The sequence below is a fragment of the Chryseobacterium sp. PvR013 genome, from assembly GCF_017833095.1.
Lineage (GTDB): Bacteria > Bacteroidota > Bacteroidia > Flavobacteriales > Weeksellaceae > Chryseobacterium > Chryseobacterium culicis_A.
This window is the reverse complement of the sequence record NZ_JAFIBT010000001.1, coordinates 4,184,236-4,202,444: the sequence shown is the minus strand read 5'-3', so window position 1 is coordinate 4,202,444 and position 18,209 is coordinate 4,184,236. Positions and strand designations below refer to the sequence as shown.

The following is an 18,209-nucleotide window of genomic DNA, read 5'->3' as shown; positions in this document are numbered from 1 at the left end:
TGTCCCGGTTTTACTATCCTGTTATTTTTATTGTAAAGATTAACATTGACTGCTCAGAAATTTATAACACGATAGCGACTTCCAGCTTCCTCTCCCAGCTTCCTACCTTATATAGTATAATAAAACAAAAATCCATACACAAAGGATATTTCCCATTTTACTTTTCTATTAATTCTTCATGTTAAAAAATATTAAATCGTATTTTTATTTTAATACATCATTAAAGTACAGGTAACAGTGCTCTCCTAAATTTGCCTTCAAAAAAAATGAAGAAGACTCTAGCTACTTTTGCCGTTTTTTTACTTCCTCTATATTTTTCCGCACAGGAAATCAATATTTCCGGAAATGTAAAATCAGAAAATGGCTCTAGTGTTTCCGGTGTAAACATCACTGATAAAAATACAGGAAAGACTGCTACTACAGATCAAAATGGTAATTTCACCATTTCTGCAAACCCCAAAGACATTCTTGAGTTTTTTGCTCCTGATTTTTCTGTTTATACCGTTGAGGTTTCTTCAAAAAAACAGTATTCTGTTGTCTTAAAAAAGCCAAACGAAAAGCAGATTGAAGGCGTTGTCATTACCGCATTAGGTATTGCCAAGAAGAAAGAAAAAATCGGGTATTCCACTCAGGAAGTAGGAACAAAACAGTTTGAAACAATCACCACTCCAAGTATTGGAAATCTATTCTCCGGACAGGTAGCTGGTTTGAATGTTTCCAATCCGACGGGAATGCAGCAGGCACCACAGTTTACATTGAGAGGAAACTCCAATCTGGTTTTTGTTATTGACGGCGTGATTGTAGAAAAGGAAGTTTTCCAGAATTTAGATCCTAACAATATTGAAAATATTAACGTACTGAAGGGAGCTACTGCTTCGGCTCTGTATGGTTCCAGAGGACGTTACGGAGCAGTGTTAATTACAACGAAAACCGCTAAGAAGAAAGGCTTCTCTGTAGAATTTTCTCAGAATACCATGATTACGGCAGGATTTACGAATCTTCCAAAAACCCAGACTGAATATGGTAACGGTTCTCACGGAAAATATGAATTCTGGGACGGAGCTGATGGTGGAGTTAATGACGGAGATATGATCTGGGGACCAAAATTTGTTCCCGGTTTACAGATAGCCCAATGGAACAGCCCAATCAGAGATAAAGTAACAGGACAGGTAGTTCCATGGTACGGAGCTGTGACAGGAACTCAGTATGACGACAAATCAAGATATGAAAGAGTTCCGATCGACTGGAAATATCATGACAATTTAAATACTTTCTTAAAACCTGCGGTGATCAATAATAACAACTTTGCGATCAGCTACAGAAATAACAAAGATGTATACAGATTCTCCGGAAATTTCATGAATTATGATGACAGAGTTCCGAATTCCTATCTTCAGAAGTATGGAATTAATTTCTCCTCTGAAAATCATCTTGGAGATAAATTAATTTTTGATACGAAATTCAATTTCAACCAGGCTTTCACCCCTAATATTCCCAACTACGATTACAACCCAAGCGGACACATGTACACCATTTTGATATGGATGGGAGGTGACGTAGACGGCAATGCACTGAAAAACCACATGTGGATTCCCGGAAGAGAAGGAAGGGCACAGGCCAACTGGAACTATGCATGGTACAATAACCCATGGTTCGGAGCGGAATATTATAAGAATCAGAACAGAACCAATATCATCAATGCACAGACAGGTTTAGAATATAAAGCTACACAGGATCTTTCGGTAAAAGGGAAAATATCTCTTGTGGAAAACCACAGCAAAACGGAAGTATTGAGTCCTTATTCCTATTTCAATTACAGTGCGCCAAGAAGTGGAGGTTATATTTTGAAAGATAATAAAACATGGAACCTCAACTATGATGTACTGGCAACTTATAAGAAAAAAATATCCGAAAACTTTGATTTTACAATCAATGCCGGAGCTTCAGCTTTTTATTATAAAAACAATAACAATGAAAGGTCTACAGATGGATTGAAAATTCCTGAAGTATACACCTTTGAAAATTCAATCGGAGCGCTTAAAAATTACACTTATCTGAAGGAAAAACTGATTTACAGTGCCTATTCAACGATTGATATCGGGTTGTATAATGCTTTCTTCATCAATATTTCAGGACGTAACGACTGGTCTTCCACGCTTCCTAAAGCCAACAGATCTTACTTCTACCCTTCGGCTTCCATCAGTGCTGTGATTTCAAACCTGGTAAAATTGCCGGAATCTATCAACATGTTGAAACTTTCCGCTTCATGGGCAAAAGTAGCCTATGACTTCCAGCCTTATTCCATCAGAAATTATTATCTGAATAATCAGGGAATCACTTTCAACGGAAATCCTACGTATTATTATCCAACGACTCTGAATATAGAAAACTCTTTGAAACCGGAACAGACAAAGTCCTATGAATTAGGTTTAAGTGCAGGTTTCCTGAATAACAGAATTACCTTAGACGCCACTTATTTCAGAACATTAGACTATAATAATATTCTTCAGTTCCCGGCGGCAGAGTCATCAGGTTTCACCTCCCAATATGTAAACGGAAACGAATACACCACAAAAGGATTTGAAGTTTCCCTGGGTATGGTTCCTGTAAAAACTGCCGATTTTACCTGGAAAACCCTGATCAACTGGAGTACTTACGAACAAAAACTGACTTCCATTTATGACAATATGCCGAACTATAATAATATTAAGTTAGGGGAAAGAATGGATAGTTATTATGATTATACCTGGCAAAAGTCTCCGGACGGAAAAGTTATCCTTGATGCCAATTCAGGAATGCCTACAAGAGCCAATACACCAAGCAACCTGGGACACTTTAATCCGGACTGGACTTTCGGCTTCAACAACACATTCAAATACAAGAAATTTACTTTAAATATAGGAATTGACGGAAGCATAGGAGGTGTGATGAGGTCACAGGTCGTAGAAAAAATGTGGTGGGGCGGAAAGCATCCAAATTCTGTAGCCTACAGAGATCTTGAGTATGCTAATCCGGGAACCTATTATTTTGTACCGGATGGAGTTAATTACAATCCGGCTACCGGCCTTTATACTCCACACACAAAAGCGATAAGTTTCCAGGACTGGGCACAGAATTATCCATACCAGGCAAGAGTAACGCAGGACGAAAGTGAGGAGTTTGCCAACGTTTTCGACAGAACCTTTATCAAGCTTAGATCTGTAGTTCTGGAATATGATTTCTCTTCATTACTGAATCCAAAAGGAATGGTAAAAGGTTTCACCGCTAATATTTCAGCGTATAACCTGGCGATGTGGAAAAAATCAAAGAACCTTTACTCCGATCCTGATTTCCAGATCAGAAGCGGAAGAAAAGAAGATATCACCAATGATATTCAGGATCCGTCCAGCCGATGGTTCGGAATCGGATTTAATCTTAAGTTTTAACTAAAAAGTACGTCAAGACAATGAAAAATAATAGTAATATAGTAAAAGGGGTAATGAAGAGCATCTTTGCTGCAGGACTTCTGACATTGGCATCATGTGAATCCAACCTTGATAAAATCAATGAAAACCCTAATGACCAGGCCAGCATTGATCCTAAATATCTACTGACCTTCGTTGAAAAATATACATTCCAGGTAAATGGTGATAATATGTATGCCTCAAGAATGATGATTGGTACTGATGGCGAAAATTCTTACCAGTATATGAAATGGAATGATGCTTCTTTTGAAGTCTATACCAAAGGACTTCTGAATACAGGAAAAATGATGCAGGAAGCAGAGAAAAGAGGAAATAAAAATTATCTTGCCATTGGTAAATTTTTGAGAGCCTATCACTTCTTCAATATCAGTTTAAAAGTGGGAAGTGCTCCCTATTCTGAAGCGGCAAAGGGCGAATCAGGCATTACACAACCTAAGTATGACACGCAGGAAGCAATTATGTCCGGAATTTTATCAGAATTAAAAGAAGCCAATGATCTTATTAATACCAACGACAAAATTGAAGGTGACATTGTATATAACGGTGATGCTTTAAAGTGGAAAAAACTGATCAACTCATTCCGTCTAAAAGTTTTAATCACACTTTCGAAAAAAACGACAGTAGGAAATTATAATATTGCTACAGAATTTACTTCTATTGCAGGGAGCCAGTCTTTGATGACTTCTATTGCAGATAATGGTGAGCTTAAATTTGCCGATGCAGCAGACAGCCGATATACTATGTTTAACAACAGCGGATATGGTTCCAGTTTATATATGGCAGATTACTTTATCAATATGTTCAAAGACAGGCATGATCCCCGTTTATTTACTTTTGCAGCACAGACTACAGGAGCAAAAGAAGCCGGGAAAGCCATCACAGATTATACAGGATATAACGGCGGAAATCCTACTTCCCCATATTCTGACAATGCAGCACTGATCACGGCAAAAAATATCTCTAAAGTAAATGACCGTTTTTATAAAGATCCCACCAACGAACCTGCGTCTGTATTAAGCTATTCAGAACTTGAGTTTATCCTGGCCGAAGCTACGGCAAGAGGCTGGATTTCCGGATCTGCAAAAACCCATTATGATAATGCAATCAAGGCAAGTTTCAGTTTTTATCAAACGTATGTAAAAAATCCGGGACAATATTTCTCAGGATTTGATATCAACCAATATCTGGCGACTCCTTTGGTAGTTTACAATAATGCTGATCCTCTGCAGACACAGCTTGAAAAAATCATGACTCAAAAATACATGACCATGTTCCATCAGGCACAATGGACTTCTTATTATGACTATCTGAGAACGGGTTATCCAAACTATCCTTTAAAAGCAGGAGTGGCGGCTCCTTTCAGGTTCAGATATCCACAATCTGAATACAGCTATAACAGTACTAATCTAAAAACTGCTTTGGCAGCCCAGTACGGAGGAAATGACAATATCAATTCCAAACCTTGGTGGTTACAATAAAAAACTGATTATTTTTATAGAAAACAAAGAAACTGCAGGAAAATCCTATTAACTTGCGGTTTCTTTCTTATTACGATTGAACATGAACAGAAGAGAATTTTTAGAAAAATCAAGTCTTTTATTAGCAGGATTAGGAACTTCAAGTGTTCTCCATCCTTCCATTTTAAAAGCTTTAGCTATTGATCCGGCTGCACAGTCTACATTTTACGATGCAGAACATGTCGTAATCCTGATGCAGGAAAACCGTTCATTTGATCATGCTTTTGGGGCACTCAAAGGAGTTAGAGGATTTTTGGATAAAAGAGCATTTGTAAAGCAGGATGGACATTCCGTATTTTTTCAAAAGAATGATGATGGAAAATATGCATCTCCTGCCCGACTGGATTTAAGAAATACAAAATCTACATGGATGAGCTCACTGCCTCACTCATGGGCCGATCAGCAGAAAGCACTGAACAAAGGAAAATACGATCAGTGGCTTCAGGCTAAAGCATCAGGAAATAAAGATTATAAAAATATTCCGCTTACATTAGGGTATTATAACCGTGAAGACCTTCCTTTTTACTATCAGCTGGCGGATGCATTTACCATATTCGATCAGTATTTCTGCTCTTCACTTACCGGAACAACTCCCAACAGATTATTTCTTTGGTCCGGAACGTTGAGAGAACAACAAAACGGAAAGGTAAAAGCCAATGTTGTGAATGAAAACATTGATTATGATAAAGCAAGACAGGCAAAATGGAAGAGTTTCCCTGAAATTTTGGAAGAGCAGAATGTTTCGTGGAGAATTTATCAGAATGAAATCAGTCTTCCAAAAGGAATGTCCGGCGAGCAGGAAGCCTGGTTAAGTAATTTTACAGATAACCCGATTGAGTGGTTTTCAAAATTCAATGTTAAGTTTTCAAAAGGATATTATCAGAATATCCCCAATATCATAGCCTATCTGAAACAGGAAATTGAAAAAAATCCTAATCAGAAAGAAAGACTGGAAGCCATGATGGCTGAGGTTCAGGAAGATCAGGTAAAATATCATCCGGATAATTATTCCAAACTTTCAAAAGAGGAAAAAAACCTTCACGAAAAAGCATTTACCACCAACTCTAATGATCCTGATTACTGGAAACTGGAAATCGGAAAGGATGAAAATGGAGAAAGACTGGTTGTTCCTGAGGGTGATGTTCTGTTCCGGTTCCGTAAAGATGTGGAAGAGAAAAAACTTCCATTGGTTTCATGGCTGGTAGCTCCTGAACATTTTTCAGACCATCCGGGATCACCTTGGTACGGAGCATGGTATATTTCTGAAGTTCTGAATATTCTGACCAAAGATCCTGAAACCTGGAAAAAAACCATATTCATCATCAATTATGATGAAAATGACGGATATTTTGATCATGTTCTGCCTTTCGCTCCACCCATGAACCCAAGTCAGCCTGTGGATATGAACGGAAAAGAAGGCGTGGAATATGTGGATCAATCTCAGGAATACATGAGCAATCCTTCTTTAAAAAATTATGAAAAAATTGAAGGAACCGTTGGATTGGGTTACAGGGTTCCAATGATCATCGCTTCCCCATGGACGAAAGGAGGGTTTGTAAATTCCGAAGTATCGGATCACACTTCTGTACTGCAGTTTCTGGAGAAATTTATCATGAAAAAATTCAAAAAGGATGTGCATGTTGACAATATCAGTGACTGGAGAAGAGCGGTATGTGGTGATCTCACCTCTGCCTTCAATTCTACCAGCGTAAAAGCGCCACAGATGGATTATCTGAATCAGAAAGAGTATGCTAAAACCATCAATGCCGCCAAAAATAAACCGGTTCCTCATCTGAAATGGTATGCTGAAAATGAACTTAAAAACACTTTGCTTGAAATTCAGGAAAGAGGATTGAAACCATCTCATCCACTGCCGTATCATTTCCATGTCAATTTAGAAGGCGAACAGATAAAAATGTCCAATTTAAAAGAGAACGGTGTTCCGCTTTTGGTGTATGACAGGACTCAATTCGACAGTAAGGATTATCATTTTTCATATGCCCTATATTCCATGCAAAAGTTATCCCATGCTGTACATTCCGGAGCTTATGATTATGAAATCTTCGGTCCCAATGGCTTTTTCAGGAAATTTCAGGGAAGTATTTCACCGGAAATGGAGATAATTTTAGAGAATATGACCGCTAAAAACCAAGTGGAACTGACGATAAGAAATACCAAAAAGAAAAATTTCTCCATTCATCTGGAAGATTTGTACACAAAAAATAAAAAAACAATTTCTGTACAAAAATCAGAAGAAAAAATAATTATTGATCTTGATAAATTTAAAGGGTGGTATGATTTGAAAATAACATCAAACGAGCATCTGTGGCACTTTGCCGGACGTATAGAGACCGGAAAAGTCTCTGTTTCTGATCCGCATTGGGCATAAAAATTTCTTTTAATATTGATAAAAAACCTGTACAAATTTGTACAGGTTTTTTTTGACTTATTGTGTTAAAATATATTTTAAGTATAATGCATTACATACGATAAATAATTGTTAATATAAAAATTATAATATATTTTTCTCAAATTATTCTGAATTTTGTTATATTCACTTAACTAATTACTTGCATCATGAAAAAACTAAATTTAACTATTGCAGCGTCTTTATTTGCATTAGCTCTATCCGGGAATCTGAGCGCGCAAGACCTCGCTACAGATAACCATACGGTTACCATTTCTATTCCCGAAGTTGCATTGGTAGATATTGAACCATCTGCCACAAAAAACATTACTCTTGGATTTACAGCTCCTACGGAAGCAGGAAATCCCATTCTTCCCTCTGCGGCCAACACTACTTTGTGGCTTAATTATTCTTCTATTAAATCTGTGGCAGATCCTACCCGTAACGTAAGCGTAAAAATGAACGCTATCATTCCTGGAGTTGATCTTCACGTAACTGCTGCTGCTGCCACCGGAGCTGGAGCAGGTACATTAGGAACTTCTGCAGGTCTGCTTACATTAACTAGTACTGACCAGACTATTATTTCTGGTATTGGAAGTGCTTATACAGGAAATGGAGCTAATAACGGTCACAATCTTACCTATGCACTTGCTGCAGGAAGTGGTCCTGGAGGGGTAGCCGCTTACGCAGATTTACAGGCTACAGCTACTGTTGCTGCTACCGTTACTTATACAATATCAGATAATTAGAATTTAATTAAAATTCTATTCTGCGTTTCAAAAACAAGAAGAAACTGTTATTCAGTTTCTTCCTGGCTTTGTATTATTAATGATTTAACTCCAAACTTTATATCATGATAAAGCGTATCCTTCTTTTGATCACCCTGATTTTGCAGTTCAGCTTTTTACATGCCGGTATTGTGATTCTCAACGGGCTTACGCATTCTTATAAAATAGAAAACGGAAAGATTTATAAAGGAAAAGTTGCCATTGAAAACACAGGCAGTACTCCTCAAAGTGTAAAAATATTTTTACAGGATTATACCTACCATGCGGACGGAACGACCAATTATACAGCATTACATACCAATACACGCAGTAACGGCGAGTGGCTAAAGCTCAATACCAATCTTGTTACGCTTAAAGGTAAAGAAAAGACTGAAATATTCTATGAAATAACAGTTCCCAATCAGGCCATGGATCCCGGAAGCTATTGGAGCGTAATTATTATAGAACCCGTAGAAGAGATAAAGCCCAGCGACAGCAAACCAGGAGTGAGTATCACTTCTATTATACGATATGCCATTCAGGTTATTACAGATTTTGAAACAGAAAAGGCTAAACCGGATCTTAAGTTTGAAAGTGTAAAGGTGGAAAAAATAGAGGGAAAACAAACCGCAAAGGTAGCAATAGCCAATAACGGTAATCTTTACTGTAAGCCCACAGCCACCATTGAAGTTTACAACCACAAAACAGGCGAAAAGGTGGGTACTTATTCAAGTTTAACAATGGGGCTGCTCCCAGGCACCTCCAAAACATTTTACATTGATATCAGCAAATTACCCCCTGCTCAATACAAAGCAGCGATCATAGCGACCGATGAAGAGGAGAATGCTTTTGCACTCAATGTGGAACTAGAAGTAAAAAATGATTAGAACTTGGACTTTATTTATTATCATAACATTATTCCCGGTATTTATTTTTTCTCAAGAGCAATCCAACCGATTGATCAGTAAAAAAGATAGTTTAATGCCGGGAATGTCTACTTCTATTCCCTTCACTTTAGAAAATAATTCAGCTGAAACCAAAACATATGATATTTCAGTTAGTACATCAAGTCCGTCTATCAATCCTATTTTAGTAAAAGGAGAATTTCAGATTCCTCCTCATGAAACCTCGGTATACCTGGTACCCTTACGTGTGGGAACAGAAACCGGACAGGGTACTTATTCTGTCATATTGAATATTACCGATCGTAATAATGGAATATCGTTTACGAAAAACTCAAAAATCATCGTTTCCGGAAACAGAAATCTTTTGGTTACCCCATTGAATACTCCTGAATTCATAAGAGCTGGGGAAACCATCCGGGCTTCTTTCCTTATCAAAAATAATGGTAATATAACCGAAAACATTGTATTGGAAAGCAAAAATGCAATCGTTGATCATGAGTCATCATTAGTGCTTTCCTCCAATGAATCAAAGATTGTCACTATTCATAAAGTAACAAGTCCTGAACTCGCTCAGAATGAATTTCAGAATCTAAACCTTTTTGTATATTCGAAGGGTAACCCTAAAGAAAATCAGGATGTCTATGTAAGTACTCAGGTGATATCAGCGAAACCCTCTGAAAAAGATATTTATCACAGACTTCCTGTTGCCCTCTCCTTATCTTTCATCGGAATGCAGAATATGGGAGTGTATAACGATGGTTTTCAGGGGGAAATCTACGGTAAAGGAACACTTGATAAAGACAACAAAAATCAGATTGAGTTCAGAGCCGTTACCCACAATCCTGTAGAGCTCAACACATTCACCCAATATGAAGAATATTTTGTGAACTATAAACGGGATCAATTGTATATTCATCTTGGTGATAAATCGTATTCTTCATCTTATCTTACGGAGTTTGCAAGGTATGGTCGTGGAGCGGAGATCCGTTATGATTTTAATAAAGTGAGCTTTGGGGGCTTCTATAATCATCCAAGGTTTTTCAGAGATATCAAAGATGAATTTAATTTCTATTCCGCCTTTAAAATCAGAAAAGAGTCTGAAATTACTGTAGGATATCTTTACAAAACTCCGCGGCAGGGAGAAATCCGTTTTACAGATGTCAGGCTAGACTCTGATGCTCATCTTCCTTATGCTAAAGGAAAATTCAAGGTTTCAAAAAATATAAACATTTCCGGAGAGCTGGCCTACAGCACTACACAAAAAACAGATGGAACAGCTTATTTATTACAGGCAGATGCTGTTTTTAAAAATTTGAACGCAGGCTTAATGTACATGAGAGCCAGTCCTGATTTTGCCGGATATTTTACCAATACCAATACCATCAACGGTAATATTTACTATAATGTCACCAAAAAGATCAGTGTATTTGCCAATTATATGCAGGATGCCAAAAATTTCCAAAGAGATACCCTTTTACTGGCAGCACCTTACAGAAAATATTTGCAATATGGAGTACAGTACAAATATCTGCCTACCGGTTTCGTCATTCTTACGAATGGGTATCAAACCTATAAAGACCGTTTAGAACCTAAACAGTTTGATTATTATGAACGTTACTTCAAGGTGAGTGTTAATCAGCAGGTAGGAATGTTTCAGGTAAATCTGGATGGGCAATTCGGTAAAACAGATAATTATCTGACAGGATTTAATGGTAATTCAAGTTTTTATTCTGCGAATCTTTCATTTCAAAAATTCAGAACAACCTTTAACATCTTCGGAAGTTATGCCATAAGCTCAAGGTATCAGCTTCAAAATCAGAAAAATTTTTATTATGGAGCAAGAATCTTCAGTCAGTTTTCTGATAAGACCAGCTTAAGCATCTTTTATCAGAACAATTATATGCCTGAAGAATATTTTAAAGACAGAAATCTGTTTGAACTTCTTTTTCATCAGCAGTTATTTCCCGGAAATGAACTTGACCTTTCGGGAAGATATTCATTGCAAAGAGGAGAAATTGGGAATAAAGATTTCATTTTCTCCATGCGTTATACATGGCGTCCTCATATTCCGGTACAGAAAACTGCGGAATATATTTCGCTGTCAGGAAATATCAGCAATTTAGGGATCAAAAAGACGGAAGGCATTAGATTAATGCTGGGAAGTTATCTGTCCGTTACAGATAAAGAGGGAAATTATATATTTAAAAATGTTATTCCGGGGAATTACTTCCTTGAAATAGACCGTTCAACTACGGAAATTAATGATATTCCAACCCAAACTTTTCCTGCAGCCCTTTCCCTGGTGAATAAGGATAATACTTTCAATTTCGGATTAACCACAGCTGCCAATGTTCAGGGACATATTCAGTTTCTGGATACGGGAGAGAAAGATCAGATAGATTTAGCGCAGATACAAACACTAAAAGGAAAGAAGAAAAGAGAAAGCATTATTGTGGAAGCCACCAATAATGATCAGACTTTTCGGAAGATATGTTATATCGGGGAAGATTTTGATTTTACTTATCTCCGCCCGGGAGACTGGACCGTTAAAGTGTACCGCAATGGATTGGATAAGCGCTATAAAATTTCGACAGATAAATTTCTTTTTACTTTAAAACCTTTAGAAACAAAGAAATTAAGCATCAATGTTGTCAAACAGCAGATAGAAATCAAATACCAACAGGAATCCTTGAAAGTAGGATATAATGAAATAAAAAAGAAGAGATGATTCTGATCCGTTCCATAGTATTAATAGCATCGGTTATGATATCCGGTTCAATCTATTCCCAAACCTCGGCGAGTACTACTGTCAGCTTAACATTGCCCGTGGTAACGTTAATGGATATTGAGCCAACAGGAAGTATTACGTTAAATTTCACACCTCCTACTGAAGCTGGAAATGCCCTGGGAGCTCCCACTCCCAATACATCAAAATGGGTCAATTATACTTCCGCCATTACTTCCGGAGGGCTTACCCGAAGAATTACAGCTTCAGTAAATAAAGTTATTGCAGGTGTGAATATAAGGATTCAGGCAGCGGCAGCTTCCGGAGCTGGAGGTGGAACACTGGGAACATCTTCAGGACAGGTTATTCTCACCACAACTCCCACAACTATAATTAGCGGTATCGGAGGAGCATATACAGGAAATGGAGCGAATAACGGCCATGCCCTTACTATTTCATTGGCCACAAATACGTATGCCAATTTACAGGCACAGGCCAATACAGCAATTGTCATCACTTATACCATCACAGAATAAAATTAGAAAATGAAAGTCAAAAGTCCCTTTCTCAAAGAACAGTTCTTAAAAAGATATCTATACATTATTCCTTTAATAATGGGAAGTTTTCTTGAAGGGCAAACCATAAATATTGCCGGAACCAGCTGGACAGCCAGCGTACCTACCATTACAGAAGCTGGAAATAACTATACCGGAACTTATGACAATCCCAGTCTGTTAACATTATCAGGTTTTTTACCAGGGTCTTTTCTAAATTTACTGGGCAGCTCCGGAGCTAAAATCAGTATGCAGCATGTTCCAACTTCCTGGAACAGTTCTCTGAAACTTTATGCAAAAAGGAGTGGAGGAACGGCAACAATCAATGGTCTTTGTGTACTGTGTACAGCAACTATTAACGGTGGCCTTAGTTATATTGAAATACCACAAGCCACGGCCGTAACACTTTCAACAATTACCTTTAGTGGTGTTTTAGGTGTTAGCAACAGTGTAAATTATTCTGCTATTAGTGTACAATTGGAAATAGGTGGAGTTTCTGTGACGATTCCTGCTGCAGCTTATAGTACACAAGTCGTTTTTACCATAGGAGCAAATTAAAAAATACGCCAAAGCCATCCTGATCCTTACATCATAATTACTTCAACAATTTCTGTAAAGAAACATTCAATCCATATGTATCTATAAAAACAATCCTTTTCAAAGTAAGAAAAGGATTGTTTTTTTATGGTATTTAAAATTAATTAATGTTTGGCCCACCAAAGAGGAGTCAGTACAGCATCAGCACCTCCAAGTAATTGTACAGCCTTATCGTATCCAGCCTGATCCGTGTTTCTGAAAGTACTTGGATATCTTAATCTCTGAGGGAAATTCTGAATGGAATTCGTCATATAATTCCCTGAAGTCAGATTAGGAAGATTTACCAAAGGGGTTTCTACTGCAGGGTTTTCAAAAAATGGTAACCCGAGTCTTCTCTGGTCGCTCCAGGATTCTAACGGTAGCCAAGGCATATTGGCAATATATTTCTGGGTAATAATCTTTGTGAGTTTATCATTCTTTACAGATCCATTCTTATAAATGGTATTCACCGGATATTTGATGTCTACAGAAACCAAGTTCCCGGTTACAGGATCTTTATATTTCATAGTATGGCTCACTCCCGGTTCTGTAATATGACCGTAAGAAACAGAAGTTCCATCACGGTTATACTCTGTTGAAGTAATATATTGACCATAGAATTGCGAAACTTCATTATAAACAAAACTTTCCTGAATCCCCTTATTATATGCAGCTTCATCGCTCATTGGAACCGACCAGCCTTTCAATGCAGCTTCCGCCAAAAGGAAATACGTCTCCCAGCTTGCAAAAAATATTCTTGAATTCTTACTTTCGCGATACTGCTTACCCAAAGCCGGCATACATCCAACTACATTTCTCAATCCGTTTCTCTGTCCTTTTACTCCCCAATTTCCAATGGTGTAGGCATTCCAGGTATTGACTGTGTTTACTGTTATTGTCGAATTATCTGCAAACGTAAGATCTCCATGATTGGTAGTTGCCTGATTGGTATAAGTAGGATATAATGAATAAACCGGACTTGTAAGATCTCCTGGAATATAGAACGTTTTATACGCTCTAGGATCGATTTTATTGGGTAGACCATCCAACCAATATCCTGCACTTGGATCGTTGGTCATTGTTGTAAACTGTTGATCATATTTTATTCCAATATAGTCAGATGCTTTAACCGCCGTATGCTGAGCTGCAGGTAATTGGTCTGTGGAACTTACTCCTCCTAAACCAACATATAAATTGTTAAGTGTTCCTGACAAGATTTGGGAGTTCCATTCTCTTGACATTACCCCTGTTAAGGCGTCCCATCCTGGTTTTTCAGCCACTTTAAAATTATCTGCACTTGTAGCGATAAACTTATTTGAATTAGCTGCTGCTTCAAATTCTGTTTTTGCTTTTGAAGGATCTACTTCAGCAATTCTCATGGCAATTCTCATCCTCATAGAGTTGGCATACTTTACCCATTGAGCCCAATTAAACCCATAAACCATATCATAGGCATTAGCATTTGACGGCACTCCTTGGTTGGTGTCCATTTTTGCGGCTGCATCTTTTAGTTCTTCTAAAATAAAATAATACACTTCTTTTTCAGAATTAAAAGTAGGATTCGTTCCCTGAAAAGCCTGAATAGGTTGTGGTCCGAAATTATCCGAAAATTCGCTCATTAAATAAGCTCTCCAAATTCTGGAAACCTGAATGATATTGTCATAATAAGGTTTTCCTTGCCCGATTGATTTTTTTTCATTCGCTAATTGAATAGCCGCATTTGCATTATTGAGCCAATCTGAAGCGTATTTCCAATATTCGGAAGTCCAGGAATCATCGTAGGTTCCCCCCGCAATTCCTGTTGTTAAATGCTGTCTGGAGGCTGTTTTCCAATATAAAACAAAAACACGTTCTGCAATATTAGGATCTTGCTGGGCACCGAGAATTGAGTTGTTTAATAAATATTCAGGTTCTGCTTTATTAGAGTCTACAGCAAACGGATTATTATTGATGTCTTCAAAATCATTACATGAAGCACATACTAAACCGATGGTAAAAAATGATAAGATATATTTTTTCATTGAGTCAGTTTTTAATTAAAAGCCTAAAGTGATTGTAAATAAATAAGATCTTGAAGTAGGAAAAGCAAGGTTTTCAAATCCTGTAGCATTAGAATTAATGGCAAATACAGATTCCGGATCAATCCCTTTTGCTTTACTGTAGATCATCCATACATTATTGGCTGTAAAAGCAACTTTAGCACTTTGCAGGGCCAATTTTTGGAAAATACTTTTAGGGAAATTATACGTCAGCTGAATATTTCTTAAACGAATATTGGTAGCATCATAAATATTTTGTTCCGTAATTCCTAAATTTCCAGCCGTTACAGCTCCCCAATAATCCTGTTGAGTGATCTCTTTGGTATTTGCTGTATAACCGCCGCTTCCCTGCACTACTGCATCCAAAATCATATTATCACGTTTTCCTCCAGGTGCAGTGTCCGCAGCAAGTCCATTCGCTTGCAATGCCGCTTGTGTTGCAGAGAAAAACTTTCCTCCGATTCTCCCGTCAATTAAAAATGAAAGCCCGATATTTTTATATACAAAGCTGTTGGTAAAACCAAACAAAGTCCTCGGAGTCTGATCTCCAAGATAATATTGATCAGGAGTAGCCTGTGGCAATCCATTTTGATCCACAATCAATTTTCCGTAATGAGCGCTGCCGGTATCTTCTACTCTCAGAAATTTCGTTCCATAAATTGCCCCATAAGGTTTTCCCACTTCAGCGAAGAAGGCAACATTATCAAAACCTGCTAAAGGATATTTTGAGATATTCCCGTCAATTTTATCGATGTTACTTTTTAAAGTTGACAAATTAGCATTTACATTCCACGCAAAATTTTCCTTCTTAAAAATATCTGTATTCAATACGAATTCAAATCCTTTATTGTGCAGTCCACCTGAATTAATCATCATTCTTTCATATCCTGAAAGTGGATTTATCGGAATAGCTATAAGCTGATCAGTTGCATTATTATTGAAATAACTTACATCCAGAGACACTCTGTCAAAAAACTTCATATCTGCACCGACTTCAAAAGTTTTAAGTTTTTCCGCATGTAAATTTGAATTAAAAAGTATTTTATTTCTTGCAAGTACAATATGTCCGTTTGGATCAGTGGAAGCAATATAGGTGTTGTATAAGCTTTGAGGAGGTAAAGAGTTCCCTACAACGGCATAGGCTGCACGAAGCTTAGCAAATGTTAAAACATTCGAACTCGTACCATTTAATTTCTTCAGCATATCTGTTAAAACTAATGAGGTACTCACAGAGGAATAAAAATAAGATCTGTTATTAATATTCAACGTAGATGACCAGTCATTTCTTGCGGTAGCATTCAGAAACCAATATCCGTCATAATTAATCTCAGCAGCAGCAAATACTGAATTAATTTTTTTCCACATATCAACTTCAGTTGTTGTAACAGAAGCAAGATCACTTGTATTAGAAGTGCTGAAAACGTTAGCAAGAATAAGATTTTGTGTAGTAAAATATAAAGCTTTATCCCTGCTTTCCATCATCTGTCCATACACAGAAAGCGATCCGCCCCATTTGCCAATAATATTGTCTTTTTTAGCATTAAGGCTTATGATATAATTATTCTCATAAAACTTTTCCTGACCGGTCGAGTAAGAATTATTACGGGAAGATCCTGTCCAAACCCTTGCATCCGTATTTAAAGAATAGAAATCTGTTCCTAACCTTACGTCTGCACTCAGCCAATTATTAAATTGATATTTGAGATAACCATTCAATAAAAACCTATCTTTTTTATCAGCATTCAATGCATTATAGGCTGTCCAATAAGGATTAATTCCATTTGAAGTGATCCAGCGCGAAGTAACTTCATTTTGCATCTGCCCATCACGATAGTCTCTTACATCAATATTTTGAGGCATTAAAAGTATTTTCGGATAGTAATTTCCATCACCTTGTCCACCAGAAGGTCTATTTGTTCCTTTAATACTCATATATTGGGCTTTCACCTCACTCGTCCATCTTTTATTAGCTCCAAAATTAGAATTCATTTTAGCCATAAAATTGAACCTTTCGTATTTTGAATTAGGAATCTGGCTATTGCTATTTAAATAATTAGCAGAAGTGTACAAGCTTGACCCTTCGCCTAAGTTCTCCTGAAAGCTCAGTGTATGCTGTGAATTTGTTCCTGTCTTAAAAAAGTTTTTTAAGTTATCATAAACCGTCATATTGGATCTCTCAAAAGATGGTCCCCAAGAAGTAGTATTGTCAACTCCAGCAGGATTGGATAAACCATTACTACCTTGTGCAAAACTATGTTGCAAATCAGGTTTCATAAAAATATTTTCGAAACCTAAGCTTGTAGAATAGGTAATTCCTAATCCACCTTTTCTTTTACCAGTTTTTGTTGTAATCAAAATAACACCATTTCCACCTCTGGAACCGTAAAGGGCAGAAGCTGCACCACCTTTTAAAACAGAAAGACTTTCAATATCATCCGGGTTAATATCACTTAAACCATTTCCCATATCAAGATCCGGATTCCAGAAATCATTATTAAAGTCTTTTCCATTCTGTCTAACCTTTGATCCCAGGCTATTACTTAGCGGAACTCCATCCACCACAATAAGAGGCTGATTATCCCCAGTAAAAGAATTAAAACCTCGCAGATTAATTTTAGAAGAAGAACCGGGGCCAAAACTTCCTTTAATTACTTGTAATCCGGCAACCTTTCCTACCAATGCATTGGTCATGTTATTTTCTTTGGCATCAACAAGGGTTTGGCCTTTTACATCCTGGAAAGAATATCCAAGCGCTTTTTTTTCTTTTTTTACACCATAAGCTGTCACAACTACTTCGTCAATCTTTGACGTTTTAGTTGAATCACTTTGTGCATACAATCCATAGAAACAGAATAAGGATTGGAGCAGCCCAACCTTAAAAATGGTTTTTTTCATAAAAATTAGATTTGGTATATACTTAATAATATCTCTGGATATTTTAACAAATAAACGTAATTATTATTAAATTAATATACAATCATTAATTATTTATGTTAAATACATTAATAAAAGCAATCTAATCTTTCTAAAGCTTATGATACTTAAACGGTTAAGTAAAATTCAAAATTTGGTTAGCCATAATTAGTATCTGGTAACTGAAAAAAAGGGATAAAATAGAATATGTATTGTATAGACTCCTACGGAGTGACAATAGTGTTGGGTAGAGATGAGTAATAGGTAATAAGTAATGATAGCATACGTTGGATATTACTCATTGCTGATTGCTGATTATTTATGTTGGGTTGGGATTTGTAC

General features: G+C 37.0%; 10 protein-coding genes. 8 read left to right on the top strand and 2 right to left on the bottom strand.

Translation table 11 applies throughout. The features are described from left to right. The first annotated feature begins 266 nt into the window (after positions 1-266). The 8 genes from JOE44_RS19135 (at position 267) to JOE44_RS19100 (ending at position 12,897) form a co-directional block, all read left to right on the top strand. A complete protein-coding gene (locus tag JOE44_RS19135) occupies positions 267-3,425 on the top strand; it encodes a SusC/RagA family TonB-linked outer membrane protein (protein ID WP_209786811.1) in 3,159 nt (1,052 codons plus the stop codon). A 20-nt stretch (positions 3,426-3,445) separates the two neighbouring features. Then, on the top strand, positions 3,446-4,942 hold the full coding sequence (locus tag JOE44_RS19130; RefSeq protein ID WP_245169815.1) for a SusD/RagB family nutrient-binding outer membrane lipoprotein: 1,497 nt from the start codon (positions 3,446-3,448) through the stop codon (positions 4,940-4,942). Positions 4,943-5,024: 82 nt separating this feature from the next. Next, positions 5,025-7,370, top strand: coding sequence for a phospholipase C, phosphocholine-specific (locus tag JOE44_RS19125; RefSeq protein WP_209786810.1), 2,346 nt, complete (start codon positions 5,025-5,027; stop codon positions 7,368-7,370). A gap of 188 nt (positions 7,371-7,558) precedes the next feature. After that, positions 7,559-8,137 carry a hypothetical protein gene (locus tag JOE44_RS19120; RefSeq protein ID WP_209786809.1) on the top strand — a complete coding sequence of 193 codons (579 nt, stop codon included), beginning with the start codon at positions 7,559-7,561 and terminating at the stop codon, positions 8,135-8,137. Between the two features lie 104 nt (positions 8,138-8,241). Further along, positions 8,242-9,042: a DUF3324 domain-containing protein gene (locus JOE44_RS19115; RefSeq protein ID WP_209786808.1), complete on the top strand. Its 801-nt coding sequence runs from the start codon at positions 8,242-8,244 to the stop codon at positions 9,040-9,042. Further along, positions 9,035-11,788 (top strand): hypothetical protein, encoded by a 2,754-nt coding sequence (locus JOE44_RS19110; RefSeq protein ID WP_209786807.1) that lies wholly within the window; start codon positions 9,035-9,037, stop codon positions 11,786-11,788. The genes JOE44_RS19115 and JOE44_RS19110 overlap by 8 nt, the downstream gene beginning before the upstream one ends. 35 nt (positions 11,789-11,823) lie before the next feature. Beyond that, a complete protein-coding gene (locus JOE44_RS19105; protein WP_245169814.1) occupies positions 11,824-12,321 on the top strand; it encodes a hypothetical protein in 498 nt (165 codons plus the stop codon). A gap of 9 nt (positions 12,322-12,330) precedes the next feature. Continuing rightward, positions 12,331-12,897, top strand: a complete 567-nt coding sequence (locus JOE44_RS19100; RefSeq protein ID WP_209786805.1) for a hypothetical protein — start codon at positions 12,331-12,333, stop codon at positions 12,895-12,897. A gap of 143 nt (positions 12,898-13,040) precedes the next feature. Here JOE44_RS19100 and JOE44_RS19095 read toward each other — a convergent pair whose 3' ends face one another. Both JOE44_RS19095 and JOE44_RS19090 read right to left on the bottom strand, forming a co-directional pair. Beyond that, positions 13,041-14,936 carry a SusD/RagB family nutrient-binding outer membrane lipoprotein gene (locus JOE44_RS19095; RefSeq protein WP_209786804.1) on the bottom strand — a complete coding sequence of 632 codons (1,896 nt, stop codon included), beginning with the start codon at positions 14,934-14,936 and terminating at the stop codon, positions 13,041-13,043. 15 nt (positions 14,937-14,951) lie between these two features. Then, positions 14,952-17,849, bottom strand: a complete 2,898-nt coding sequence (locus tag JOE44_RS19090) for a SusC/RagA family TonB-linked outer membrane protein (protein WP_209786803.1) — start codon at positions 17,847-17,849, stop codon at positions 14,952-14,954. Positions 17,850-18,209: the final 360 nt, after the last annotated feature.

Excerpts from the sequence above, each read along its gene's own strand:
- JOE44_RS19135 (WP_209786811.1), top strand. The coding sequence starts at position 267 with ATGAAGAAGACTCTAGCTACTTTTGCCGTTTTTTTACTTCCTCTATAT.
- JOE44_RS19130 (WP_245169815.1), top strand. The coding sequence starts at position 3,446 with ATGAAAAATAATAGTAATATAGTAAAAGGGGTAATGAAGAGCATCTTT.
- JOE44_RS19125 (WP_209786810.1), top strand. The coding sequence starts at position 5,025 with ATGAACAGAAGAGAATTTTTAGAAAAATCAAGTCTTTTATTAGCAGGA.
- JOE44_RS19120 (WP_209786809.1), top strand. The coding sequence starts at position 7,559 with ATGAAAAAACTAAATTTAACTATTGCAGCGTCTTTATTTGCATTAGCT.
- JOE44_RS19115 (WP_209786808.1), top strand. The coding sequence starts at position 8,242 with ATGATAAAGCGTATCCTTCTTTTGATCACCCTGATTTTGCAGTTCAGC.
- JOE44_RS19110 (WP_209786807.1), top strand. The coding sequence starts at position 9,035 with ATGATTAGAACTTGGACTTTATTTATTATCATAACATTATTCCCGGTA.
- JOE44_RS19105 (WP_245169814.1), top strand. The coding sequence starts at position 11,824 with ATGATATCCGGTTCAATCTATTCCCAAACCTCGGCGAGTACTACTGTC.
- JOE44_RS19100 (WP_209786805.1), top strand. The coding sequence starts at position 12,331 with ATGAAAGTCAAAAGTCCCTTTCTCAAAGAACAGTTCTTAAAAAGATAT.
- JOE44_RS19095 (WP_209786804.1), bottom strand. The coding sequence starts at position 14,936 with ATGAAAAAATATATCTTATCATTTTTTACCATCGGTTTAGTATGTGCT.
- JOE44_RS19090 (WP_209786803.1), bottom strand. The coding sequence starts at position 17,849 with ATGAAAAAAACCATTTTTAAGGTTGGGCTGCTCCAATCCTTATTCTGT.